This window comes from Micromonospora endolithica (assembly GCF_003626595.1).
Classification (GTDB): domain Bacteria; phylum Actinomycetota; class Actinomycetes; order Mycobacteriales; family Micromonosporaceae; genus Micromonospora; species Micromonospora endolithica.
On record NZ_RBAK01000001.1, the window covers coordinates 127,144 to 138,764 of the forward strand.

Sequence of the window (11,621 nt, forward strand, 5' to 3'; positions counted from 1 at the left end):
GGACATCTGGGCATCCGCCCGCCGCCATGTCACATTTCTGCAACGGTGGGCCACTTTCCGCGCCGTGGAGTTCACTTTTCGTTCACCTGCGTCCGGTGGGCCGGCTACCTGGCCCTCCTACCTTGGCTGACGTACGGCCCGGACGGGCTGATGCACCCCGATAGAGAGGCTTACCTGGTGAACCGCAACGTGCTTTCGCGGCGCGTCCTCGCTGGCGTCGCAGTCGCCGCGCTCGCGCTTGCCGGCTGCAGCGATAACGCCGAGAACACCGACGCCGCCGGTGGCGAGACCAAGCTCTCCGGCGAGGTGAAGGTTGACGGGTCGAGCACCGTGGCCCCTCTGAGCGAGGCCGCCGCCTCCATCTACAAGGAGGAGGGCGGTCAGGCCGGCGTGAACGTGTCCGTCGGCACCTCCGGCACCGGTGGTGGGTTCGAGAAGTTCTGCAAGGGTGAGACCGACATCTCCAACGCCTCCCGCCCGATCAAGGACGCGGAGAAGGCGGCCTGTGAGGCCGCTGGTATCAAGTTCAAGGAGCTGATCGTCGCCAACGACGCGCTCACCGTGGTCGTCAGCAAGGACAACACCTGGGCCGACTGCCTCACGGTCGACCAGCTGAAGAAGATCTGGGAGCCCAACTCCAAGGTCAACAACTGGAACCAGGTCGACCCGAAGTTCCCCAGCGAGCCGCTGAAGCTGTTCGGCGCGGGTACCGACTCGGGCACCTTCGACTACTTCACCGCCGAGATCAACGGTGAGGAGGGCGCGAGCCGCACCGACTACACCGCGTCGGAGAACGACAACGTTACGGTGCAGGGCGTGTCCGGCACCAAGGGTGGCCTCGGCTACTTCGGCTTCACCTACTTCGAGGAGAACGCCGCCAAGCTCAAGGCGCTGAAGGTCGACGGCGGCGCGGGCTGCGTCGAGCCGAGCCTGAAGACCGCCCAGGACAACACCTACAAGCCGCTGTCCCGCCCGCTGTTCATCTACGTCAGCGACGCCGGGGCCAAGAAGCCGCAGGTCGAGAACTTCGTCAGCTTCTACATCGAGTCGATCGACGACATCGTCAAGGAGGCGAAGTTCGTCCCGCTGACCGAGCAGCAGAAGGGCACGCTGAAGAGCGAGTTCGACGCCCTGAAGGCCGCGGTCTGACGTGACCACCAGCACCCAGAGCGCCGGTTCTGTCGCAGGGAACTCCCTGCGGCGGGGCCGGCGCCGCCCCATAGAGAGCATCGTCCAGGTGCTCCTTGTCGCCGCCGCGCTGGTGTCGATCGTGACCACGGTCGGCATCGTGATCGCCCTGGCCGATCCGACGATCGAGTTCTTCCAGCAGGTCAGCCTCGTCGAGTTCTTCACCACCACCAGCTGGACGCCGACATTCGCGCAGAAAGCGTACGGCGTGCTGCCGCTGGTGTCGGCGACCCTGGTGGTGACGGCCATCGCCCTGATCATCGCGGTGCCGATCGGTCTCGGTTCGGCGATCTACCTGTCCGAGTACGCCAAGCCGGCGACCCGTAGGGTGCTCAAGCCGATCATCGAGCTGCTCGCGGGTGTGCCGACCGTGGTGTACGGCTTCGTGGCGCTGTTCGCGCTCAACCCCCTACTGCAGAAGTGGTGGCCCACCGACAACGGTCCGGGCTTCCAGAACCTGCTCATCGCGGGTATCGCGATGGGCATCATGATCGTTCCGACGATCGCCAGCATCTCCGAGGACTCGATGGCCGCCGTGCCGCGCAGCCTGCGCGAGGGCGCGTACGCGCTGGCCTCGACGAAGATGCAGGTGTCGACCCGTGTGGTGGTCCCGGCGGCCATCTCCGGCATCGTCGCCGCAGTCGTGCTGGGCGTCTCCCGCGCGGTGGGCGAGACGATGATCGTCACCATCGCCGGTGGCCTGACCTCCGACCGGGTGGTCTTCAACCCGCTGGAGGGCGCGGCCACCATGACCGCGTTCATCGCCAACATCTCCTCCGGTGACATCCCGGTCGGCTCGCTCGACTACGACTCGGTGTTCGCCGTCGGCGCGCTGCTGTTCCTGATCACTTTCGCGCTCAACGCCGTGTCGATCCGGATGGTCCGTCGCTTCAGGGAGGTCTACGAGTGAGCGCCCCCACCCTCACCCCTACCCGGCCGGAGCCCTCCGCGCCGGGTGCCGCGCTGACCCAGCGCCGCAGCCGCCCCGGCGAGGTGGCCTTCCGGCTGGCCATGCAGTCCTGCCTGGTCATCGCCTTCGGTGTGCTCGCCTCGCTGCTGGCCTGGGTGCTGATCAAGGGTTGGAACCGGTTGGACTCGCGGCTGTGGACCGAGATGCCCACCGGCCTGACCAGCCGGCTAGACGGTGCCGGCGTGCAGTCCGCCCTGGTCGGCACCTTGTGGATCATCTCGTTGGTCGCGGTGATCTGCCTGCCGATCGGCATCCTCTCCGCCATCTACCTGGAGGAGTACGCCGACAACACCCGCTGGTACAACCGGCTGCTGGAGCTGAACATCCAGAACCTCGCCGGCGTGCCGTCGATCATCTTCGGCATCCTCGGCCTGGGTATCATCGCCCGCGCACTCGGGCTCGGCTTCACCGTCATCACCGCCGCGATCGTGCTGTCGCTGCTGGTGCTCCCGGTGGTCATCATCGCCACCCGGGAGGCCATCCGGGCGGTGCCGCAGTCGATCCGTCAGGCGTCGTACGCGCTCGGCGCCACCAAGTGGCAGACCGTCTCGCGGCAGGTGCTGCCCTCCGCGGTGCCCGGCATCGCCACCGGCTCCATCCTGGCCCTGTCCCGCGCCATCGGCGAGGCCGCACCGCTGATCGTGCTCGGTGCGGTCACCTTCATCACCTTCAACCCGGACGGGCTGGACAGCGCCTACACGGCTCTGCCGATCCAGATCTACACCTTCATCACCCGCCCGCAGGCCGAGTTCGCCGAGCTTGCGGCCGGTGCGATCGTCCTGCTGCTGGCCATCGTGCTGGTGATGAACTCCATCGCGATCTTCGTGCGGAACCGGTTCGAGAAGCGTTGGTGAGCACCCGTGACGTATCAGCCGCTGCACCGCCGCCCCAAGAACGAGTCTGAGGTGAGAACCGTGAACCCCGATACCACCAGCCGCCCCGCGGTCAACATCGCCGGCGTCGGCGCCCAGCCGGTCGCCGGGCACCAGCCCCGCGCAGCCGCACCGGTCATGGAGCTGTCCGGCGTCAGCGTGTACTACGGCGCCTACGAGGCCGTGCGCGGCACGTCGATGCCGATCCAGGAGAAGCAGATCACCGCGATGATCGGCCCGTCCGGGTGCGGCAAGTCCACGATCCTGCGCTCGCTGAACCGGATGAACGACCTGATCCCCGGCGCCCGGGTGACCGGCTCGGTGACCTACCACGGTCAGGACCTGTACGCCAAGGACGTCGACCCGATCGAGGTCCGCCGCCGCATCGGCATGGTCTTCCAGAAGCCGAACCCGTTCCCGAAGTCGATCTACGACAACGTCGCCTACGGGCCCCGGGTCACCGGCATGAAGGTCGCCAACATGGACGACCTGGTCGAGAAGGCACTACGCGACGCCGCCCTGTGGGACGAGGTCAAGGACAAGCTGAAGAGCAGCGGGCTGTCGCTGTCCGGTGGTCAGCAGCAGCGCCTGTGCATCGCCCGGACCATCGCGGTCAAGCCGGAGATCATCCTGATGGACGAGCCCTGCTCGGCGCTCGACCCGATCGCCACGGCCAAGATCGAAGACCTGATGTTCGAGCTGTCGAACGATTACACGATCGTCATCGTCACGCACAACATGCAGCAGGCCGCCCGGGTCAGCCACTACACCTCGTTCTTCACCGCCGAGGTCGACGAGAAGCAGGAGCGCCACGGCCGGCTGGTCGAGTTCACCAACACGAGCAAGCTGTTCACCAACCCGACCGACAAGCGCACCGAGGACTACATCACCGGCCGGTTCGGCTGACAGCCGCACCAACGGTGCCCGTGCCGGCAGGACTCACCGCGGAGGTGCAGTCGGCGAATCGTTACCTCACGTGGGGCTTCGCAGGTGTGGCGAAGCCCCACTACTGAGGCCCGTGACCTGCACGATGGGCTCACGGGCCGTTGTCTCATGCCGTGCGTGCGGGCCGCAACACGGCGGACCGTCCTCAGCCCACCGCGAGCCGGCCTGAGGGCCATGAGCTGAACCGGAGCCGGTACCGATGAACAACCTCGTCGAGGCCACCACCGGCGACCGACGCAACGACGGTCGCCTCGTGCTGCTCGTGGTCGATGACGACGACGTGCTCGGCGCGGAGCTGGTCGACAAGCTGTCCGCCCACCGGATCCGCGGGCACCACTTCCCGCACCCCGCGGAGGCGCTGCTCGGCGCGGGCGCCCTGCAGCCGGACGCCGCGCTGGTCGCGGCGGGACTGGCCACCATGAGCAGCACCGACATGGTGCGGCTGCTCGCCGGCCGGGCGGGCATCCCCACCGTCGTCGGGGTCGGCGACGACGACGGACCGTTGGCCGCCGCCGTGCTCAAGGAAGGCGCGACCGCTTGCGTGCGGCGCCCGTACCGCACCGACGAGATCATCCCGATCCTGCGGGCCATCCGCCCGGACAGCGCCAGCTCCCTCGACCCGCCCGTCGAGATCGGCGGACTCAGGGCCGACCCCGCCACGCTGGAGGTGCACCTGCATGGCCGCCTCGTGGCGCTGCCGATGAAGGAGTTTCAGCTGCTGTACTTCTTCATGACCCACGCCGACCGCACTGTCACCCGCGAGCAACTGCTGTTGGCGGTCTGGCACGGGTTGTCCGGGGACGCCTCCAACACCCTGACCGTGCACATCAAGCGGCTGCGCAAGCGGCTGGGCATGGACGACGGCCAGCCACCCATGATCGTGACGGTCCGGGGGTTGGGCTACCGGTTCATCCCGTCCACCATGACGGTGTCGGCCTCCCCGCCCCTGCCATGACCACCGCGGACGAAGCCGCGGAGCCGGCCGAACCCGCGGAGCGGACCGAACCAGCGGAGCTAATCGGACCGGCGAAGCCGTCCGAACCGGCGGAGCTGATCGCGCCGGCGGAACCGACCGACCCGGCGGAGCGCGCGGAGCCGATCGAACCGGCGGAGCTCGCGGAACCGACCGTGCCGGCTGCGGAGCAGGCGCCCGCCACGGTCGATCAGGACTCGGACGTGGTCATGGTCGCCGTGCCCGTCGCCTACGTCGCCCACGTCGCACGGCTGCTCGCCGAACTCGACGCCGAGGCGAAACCACGCCCCGTGCCACGAGGACCGCTGCGTCCCAAAGAGCAGCCGCCGGCCAGGCCCTGGCCGGTGGAGGACCTACGCCGACTGAGCACCGGACGCAGCCTCACCCACCGGACCGTGATCCAGGTCCTGGACGCGCTCGCGCGTCGTCCGGGGGAACTGTTGAGCAGCCCGGAGCTGGCAGCCGAGGCCGGCACCACCCGGGACAAGATCGTCGGGGCGTTCGCCGGTCTGACACGACTGCTGAAGGCGCACTACGACTTCCCGGCCCTCGGCCTGCCATTCACGCGCGTGGCGGGTGGTCCCGAAGGGCGACCGCCGGAGATGTTCTACCGCCTCGACGAGGAACAGGCGATGCGATGGAGGCAGGCACGCGGTCTCGCCCCTGAGTGAGGTCGGTGCGGCGACGTGGCCACGCAAGCACCGGCGACATGCTCCGTTCACCTGTCAGATTTATGCCTGTCGTTTTCCGTCGTGTCTGCGGTCCACCTCGCCTGCCTAGCGTCCCGGGTGACAACACTTCGGACCTGCTCAGGAGAGACCCCATGACGGAGTTCCGGCCCTCACGCCTGTTGCCGGTCCTGACCGGCCACGGCGGGCGCAGCGCGATGACCTGCCAGTACCGCTGCGGCAACGCCTGCTCCCACCCGGCGCCCAACACCTCGGACAACCCGTACTTCGGTGACATCGCCGGGGAGGTGTCGCGCCGCGGCCTGCTGCGCGCCGGCGCCCTGGGTGCGCTGGTCGTGGGCGCCGGCAGCACCGTGGGCGCGATCGGCGTCGGCGGCGAGGCCGCCTATGCCGCACCGGCTGCCCCCGACGCCGCGGCGGCGCCGGCCGGCTCCGGTGCGCTGACCTTCAAGCCGATCCCCCCGAACACCCTGGACACGGTGATCGTGCCCAACGGCTACGACCACTCGGTCCTGCTCGCCTGGGGTGACGAGGTCGTGCCCGGCGCGCCGGCGTGGCGGGCCGACCGGCAGAGCCCGGCGGCGCAGGCCAGGCAGTTCGGGTTCAACAACGACTGGCTGGTCACCCTGCCGCTGGACCGGCGCGGCCGTCGGGCGCTGCTGGTGGTCAACCACGAGTACACCAACGAGAACCTGATGTTCCCCGGCTTCACCACCCTCGACGCGCTCACCGTCGAGCAGATCAAGATTGCGATGGCCGCCCACGGTCTCAGCGTCGTCGAGGTCGAGCGCGTCGGCGACAGCGGCGAGTGGCGCCCCGTCGGCAAGGGCGCCCGCCGGCTCAACCGGCGGATCACCGCCTCCACGAAGATGCGGTTCACCGGTCCCGCCGCCGGCAGCCCGCTGCTGCGCACCGCCGCCGACCCGCGCGGGCTGACCGTGCGGGGTTCGCTGAACAACTGCGCCGGCGGCCTCACCCCGTGGGGCACGATCCTGTCGGGTGAGGAGAACTTCAACCAGTACTTCGTCGGCGGCGACGGCGTCCCGGCGCAGACGAAGCCGGCGCTGGCCCGCTACGGCATCGACACCGTCAACCGGTACCCGTCGGGCTCGCGCAAGTGGGAACGGGCCGACGAGCGGTTCGACCTGACCCGCAACCCGAACGAGGCCAACCGGTTCGGCTGGATCCTCGAACTCGACCCCTACAACCCGGACTCCACGCCGCGCAAGCACACGGCGTTGGGTCGGTTCAAGCACGAGGGCGCCGAGATCATCCTGGCCAAGGATGGGCGGGTCGTGGCGTACATGGGCGACGACGAGCGGTTTGACTACCTGTACAAGTTCGTCTCCGACAAGAAGATGCGCCGCGGGAACGGCCCGGCGCAGCGCGCGCACAACATGACGCTGCTGGAGTCCGGCACGCTGTACGTGGCGCAGTTCGAGGCGACCTCCGCCGCCGAGATCGACGGCAGCGGCACACTGCCCACCGACGGGGCGTTCAACGGCGCCGGCCGCTGGATCCCCCTGGCTCGGGGCAACCAGTCGCTGGTTGCGGGAATGACCATTGACGAGGTGCTGGTGCACACCCGGCTCGCCGCGGACAAGGTCGGCGCGACCAAGATGGACCGCCCCGAGGACGTCGCCCCGAACCCGCGCACCGGCAAGGTGTACGCCGCGCTGACCAACAACACCCGCCGCGGCGCCGCCGGCCAGCCGGCCGCCGACGAGGTTAACCCGCGCGCCAACAACAAGCACGGCCACATCCTGGAGATCACCGAGAACAGCAGCGACAACGCCGCGGAGACGTTCACCTGGACCATCCCCATCGTCTGCGGTGACCCGACCGACCCGTCGACGTTCTTCGCCGGCTACGACAAGACCAAGGTGTCCCCGATCTCCTGCCCGGACAACCTCGACTTCGACGCCCACGGCAACCTGTGGATCTCCACCGACGGCAACGCGCTGGGCTCCAACGACGGCCTGTTCGCCGTCCCGGTCGAGGGCCCGGAACGCGGACACGTCAAGCAGTTCCTCACCGTGCCGACCGGCGCCGAGCAGGCATCGGCGCACATCGCTCCGGACAACCGCACCGCCTTCGTCTCCGTGCAGCACCCCGGTGAGCTCGACGGCGCCAGCATCGACAACCCCGCCTCCACCTGGCCTGATGGGGACTTCGCCCGCCCGGCCGTGATCACCGTCTGGCGACTGGACGGCCGCCAGATCGGCGCCTGACCCCACCTCCCCGACGAGGGTGCCCTCCCCGCCAGGGAGGGCACCCTCGTCCCATATCCGCGGCCGAGCCGCAGGGCACGGGCACCGACTCCCCCCGCCTCCCCAACCCGGCCGATCGCCGAGGCGAGGAGCAGAGTCTTCCGATGGACATCGCCGCTGATCGCGGCGTGCTGCGCGCCGACTACCACGACCGTGGGCCAGGTGCCCACTACGTCACCCTGACCGGTGCGCTGCTGGTGCGCGACGCCCGGATCGCCTGGTTGAAGCCGATCTGGCTACCGCCGGTCAGCTCGCGCACGACCTTACGCGCCTGTTGGCCCCCGCCTGGGCCACTCCGTCTCGCCGTTGATCTGACCGCGCTGCGGAACCTCGACTGCGCCGCGCTCGCCGTCCAACTGCCCGTCCGGGACTACGCGTCGTCGCTCGGCCAGCAGATCGTGATCACCGCCGCCGCCGGTGCGCCGGCACGTGTTGTGAGACTCAGCGCAGTCAACCCGCTTCTCGGCTATCCAGCGCTGCCTCCTCGGCCGGGCGGTGAGGACCCGACACGATCGAAAGCGGCCTGACCGGTCGGGCAGGTCCCCGTGCCGACGGTGTTCGATCAACCTCAGTCTCTCTGGCCGTGACGGCGGCTCGGGTCCGTTCGGTCGCACCTGGCCGGGTACCCGAACCTGTTCACCGACATCGAGGCCGATCACGTGAGCTGCGCTCCTAGCAGCAGGTCGTCAGGTATGCCTGTAGGTCCGCCAGCGCCGTCATCACCCCGTCGCGGTCAGCCCGGTAGTACACCGACTTGCCCTCACGCCGTGCCGCCACCACCCTGCCGCGTCGCAGCAGCGTCAACTGCTGCGACGCGGTGGCCTGGCTGATCCCGACCCGCTGCGCGATCTCCCCGACGGACAACTCCGCTCCCTGGGCGAACAGCATCATGATCCGTTGGCGGGTCGGGCTGCCCAGGGCCTTGAGGAACTCCTGCGTGTCCTGCGCCAGCGCCGCGTCGCCGCTGTCTGTTCCGGTCTCGGGGGTCCGGTGAGCCTGCTCGGACCTCGACTGCTCCATGCCTTCCACCCTCCCCCACAAGCATCGTATTGTCATTCAACGAAATGACGATACGATGATGAGGTGACCACCTCTACCGAACCCGTCATCATTGTGGGCGGCGGGCAGTCCGGCCTCGCCGCCGCCCGCACGGCCCTCGCCGCACGCCTGCGACCGATCGTGCTGCAAGCCGGTGCGGAGCCGGTCGGCTCGTGGCTGGACTACTACGACAGCCTCACCCTGTTCTCCCCGGCCCGGTACAGCGCGCTGCCCGGCATGGCCTTCGACGACGGCGACCCGGACCGCCACCCGACCCGCGACGAGGTCGTGGCGTACCTGCGCCGCTACGGCGAAGGCATCGACGCCGACATCCGCACCGGCGTGCGCGTCACCGCCGTGCATTCGCGCCCCGGCGGCGGCTACCTGGTCCGCACCGGCGCCGGCGACGAGATCGCGGCGGCGGGCGTCGTCGCGGCCAGCGGCTCCTTCGCCAACCCCTACCTACTGGTGCTGCCCGGCCGGGACGGCTACACCGGCGAGGTTCGCCACGTCGCGCACTACCGCCGCCCCGAGCCCTACGCGGGCAGGCGGGTCGTGGTGGTCGGTGCCGGGAACTCCGCGATCCAGGTCGCCTACGAACTGGCCCCGCACGCGCAGGTCACCCTGGCGACCCGGGCACCGGTCCAGTTCGTGCCCCAGCGCATCCGCGGCCGGGACCTGCACCACTGGCTGCACGTCACCGGCACCGACCGCCTGCCCCGATCCGTGCTCACCCGGCTGATCCGCCACGCCGCCGTCCTGGACACCGGCGCCTACCGCGGGGCCATCTCCTGCGGGCAGCTCGCCCGCCGGGAGATGTTCACCACCTTCACCTCCGACGGCGTCACCTGGCCCGACGGGACGTCCGAGCCGGTCGACGCGGTGATCTTCGCGACCGGCTACCGTCCGCACCTCAACTACCTCTGGCCCCTGCCCGGTGCCGTTGCGGCCAACGGCTCGCCCCACCAGGCAGGTGGCGTCTCCACGACCCATCCCGGGCTGGTCTACCTGGGACTGGAGTTCCAGCGCTCGTTCGCGTCGAACACCCTGCGCGGCGTCGGCCGCGACGCCGCGCACGTCGTCGCCGCCCTGGCCGAGCGCGGGTCGGCGCGAACGCGACGCGCAAGCCTCACGAAGCAGGCGTCGACTCGACGGTGAGCAGTGCCGCGAGCTGGCGCAGGACCGCCGGCCGGGCCCGGTAGTACACCCACGTGCCGCGCCGCTCGGCGTCGACGAGGCCGGCCTCGCGCAGCGCCTTGAGGTGATGCGAGATCGTCGGACCGGTCAGCTCGAACGCCGGTGTCAGGTCGCAGACGCACGCCTCCCCGCCCTCGGCGGAGGCGATCATCGACAACAGCCGCAGCCGTACCGGGTCACCGAGGGCCTTGAACGCCGGCGCGAGCACCGCGGCGGCCTCCGCCGGCACCCGCCGCTGCGCCAGCGGCGCGCAACAGGGGGCGTCGGCGTCCAGTTCGACGAGCGCGAGAGGCGACGCTTGTTTCAACATGCCTCTAGGTTGACATCCCTCTAACCAACGTGCAACTCTCTGGTTAGACAGACATCAAGACAGCCGCCGAGGGAAAGGGCAGCAGCATGTTCCACGTCACGGGTCGGCCGAACAGGCGCACTGCGGATGTCCGGTTCTGCGACTCCTGCGCCGAGGTCACGACGAGCAGGCAGCGGGCCGAGCGCCGCTACGACCGCGCCCGTACGGCCGTGTACGCGGCCATCGGCCCGCGATAGCCGGCCGAGACCGGCTAGACTCAATCGCCTATCGGCGATAGACGATCGAGGGCAAAAACGTGGACGAGCTACTGGATCGGGCGACCGCGCAGACGTACGCGTCGTGGTTCCGGGCCCTCGCCGACCCGACCCGGGTGCAGATCGTCGAGTACCTGGCCCGCCACGCCCGGCCCATGAGCGTGGGCGAGATCGTCGCCGCCGTCGGCCTTGCGCAGTCCACCGTCTCCCAGCACCTGAAGATCCTCACCGAGGTGCGCTTCGTCCTCGTCGAGCCGGTCGGTACCGCCCGGCACTACCACATCAACGACGCCTGCGTCGACTGCTTCCCCTCCGCCGCCGACGTCGTCATGGGCCGACCCGCCCCGAGCCCGAACGGAGCCTGCTGATGGCCGACCTCACCGTCCGCCCCATGACAGCCGACGACGCCCCGCCGGTCCTGGCCATCTACCAGGCCGGCCTCGACGGCGGCCACGCTAGCTTCGAGACCACCGCACCCACCTGGGCCGCGTTCGACGCCGGCAGGCTGCCCGACCACCGCCTCGTGGCGGCCGACGCGCGCGGCCCGGTGGTCGGCTGGGTCGCGGTCTCGCCGACCTCGACCCGCGCCGTGTACGCGGGCGTGGTGGAACACTCCGTCTACGTGGACCCCGCCGCCCGCGGCCGTGGCGTCGCCCGGCTGCTGCTGGACGCGCTCGTCGCCTCCACCGAGGCGGCCGGCATCTGGACGATCCAGTCCGGCGTCTTCGGCGAGAACGCCGCCAGCCTCGCCCTGCACCAACGGGCCGGCTTCCGGGTCATCGGTGTCCGAGAACGGGTCGCGCGCCACCACGGCCGGTGGCGCGACGTCGTCCTGCTCGAACGGCGCAGCCCCGCCATCACCTGACCACCCCTCGGTCCTAGGCACCGGGGCCGCCGTCTACCTGTTTGATTCGA

The 11,621-nt window shown here is 69.8% G+C and carries 13 protein-coding genes; 11 read left to right on the forward strand and 2 right to left on the reverse strand.

Annotation, left to right across the window (positions count from 1 at the left end):
* Nucleotides 1–177 precede the first annotated feature (177 nt).
* The 8 genes from D7223_RS00535 (at nt 178) to D7223_RS00575 (ending at nt 8,434) form a co-directional block, all read left to right on the forward strand.
* Nucleotides 178–1,149 carry a PstS family phosphate ABC transporter substrate-binding protein gene (locus D7223_RS00535; protein ID WP_120723654.1) on the forward strand — a complete coding sequence of 324 codons (972 nt, stop codon included), beginning with the start codon at nt 178–180 and terminating at the stop codon, nt 1,147–1,149.
* 1 nt (nt 1,150) lies between these two features.
* On the forward strand, nt 1,151–2,098 hold the full coding sequence (pstC, locus tag D7223_RS00540; protein ID WP_120723656.1) for a phosphate ABC transporter permease subunit PstC: 948 nt from the start codon (nt 1,151–1,153) through the stop codon (nt 2,096–2,098).
* Complete coding sequence (pstA, locus tag D7223_RS00545; RefSeq protein WP_120723658.1) at nt 2,095–3,012, forward strand: phosphate ABC transporter permease PstA; 918 nt, start codon at nt 2,095–2,097, stop codon at nt 3,010–3,012. Before pstC ends, pstA begins: the two co-directional genes overlap by 4 nt.
* A 60-nt stretch (nt 3,013–3,072) precedes the next feature.
* The gene (pstB, locus tag D7223_RS00550; protein WP_120723660.1) at nt 3,073–3,936 is read left to right on the forward strand and encodes a phosphate ABC transporter ATP-binding protein PstB; all 864 of its coding nucleotides are present in this window, start codon (nt 3,073–3,075) and stop codon (nt 3,934–3,936) included.
* Nucleotides 3,937–4,174: 238 nt separating this feature from the next.
* Nucleotides 4,175–4,930, forward strand: coding sequence for a winged helix-turn-helix transcriptional regulator (locus D7223_RS00555; protein WP_120723662.1), 756 nt, complete (start codon nt 4,175–4,177; stop codon nt 4,928–4,930).
* Complete coding sequence (locus D7223_RS00565) at nt 4,927–5,619, forward strand: hypothetical protein (protein ID WP_238161391.1); 693 nt, start codon at nt 4,927–4,929, stop codon at nt 5,617–5,619. The genes D7223_RS00555 and D7223_RS00565 overlap by 4 nt, the downstream gene beginning before the upstream one ends.
* Before the next feature lie 152 nt (nt 5,620–5,771).
* Nucleotides 5,772–7,868 (forward strand): PhoX family protein, encoded by a 2,097-nt coding sequence (locus tag D7223_RS00570; RefSeq protein ID WP_120723666.1) that lies wholly within the window; start codon nt 5,772–5,774, stop codon nt 7,866–7,868.
* A gap of 143 nt (nt 7,869–8,011) precedes the next feature.
* Nucleotides 8,012–8,434 carry a hypothetical protein gene (locus tag D7223_RS00575; RefSeq protein WP_120723668.1) on the forward strand — a complete coding sequence of 141 codons (423 nt, stop codon included), beginning with the start codon at nt 8,012–8,014 and terminating at the stop codon, nt 8,432–8,434.
* Between the two features lie 145 nt (nt 8,435–8,579).
* Here D7223_RS00575 and D7223_RS00580 read toward each other — a convergent pair whose 3' ends face one another.
* The gene (locus D7223_RS00580) at nt 8,580–8,927 is read right to left on the reverse strand and encodes an ArsR/SmtB family transcription factor (RefSeq protein ID WP_120723671.1); all 348 of its coding nucleotides are present in this window, start codon (nt 8,925–8,927) and stop codon (nt 8,580–8,582) included.
* A 63-nt stretch (nt 8,928–8,990) separates the two neighbouring features.
* Between D7223_RS00580 and D7223_RS00585 the strand changes: the two genes are divergently transcribed.
* On the forward strand, nt 8,991–10,103 hold the full coding sequence (locus D7223_RS00585) for a flavin-containing monooxygenase (RefSeq protein ID WP_120723673.1): 1,113 nt from the start codon (nt 8,991–8,993) through the stop codon (nt 10,101–10,103).
* On the opposite strand, the gene D7223_RS00590 is transcribed toward D7223_RS00585, so the two are convergent.
* Nucleotides 10,075–10,452 (reverse strand): ArsR/SmtB family transcription factor, encoded by a 378-nt coding sequence (locus D7223_RS00590; protein ID WP_120723675.1) that lies wholly within the window; start codon nt 10,450–10,452, stop codon nt 10,075–10,077. The two genes, D7223_RS00585 and D7223_RS00590, sit on opposite strands and share 29 nt — an antisense overlap.
* Before the next feature lie 295 nt (nt 10,453–10,747).
* Here D7223_RS00590 and D7223_RS00595 point away from each other — a divergent pair, with 295 nt between their 5' ends.
* Complete coding sequence (locus D7223_RS00595; protein ID WP_120723676.1) at nt 10,748–11,074, forward strand: ArsR/SmtB family transcription factor; 327 nt, start codon at nt 10,748–10,750, stop codon at nt 11,072–11,074.
* Nucleotides 11,074–11,571, forward strand: a complete 498-nt coding sequence (locus D7223_RS00600) for a GNAT family N-acetyltransferase (RefSeq protein WP_120723678.1) — start codon at nt 11,074–11,076, stop codon at nt 11,569–11,571. The genes D7223_RS00595 and D7223_RS00600 overlap by 1 nt, the downstream gene beginning before the upstream one ends.
* Nucleotides 11,572–11,621: the final 50 nt, after the last annotated feature.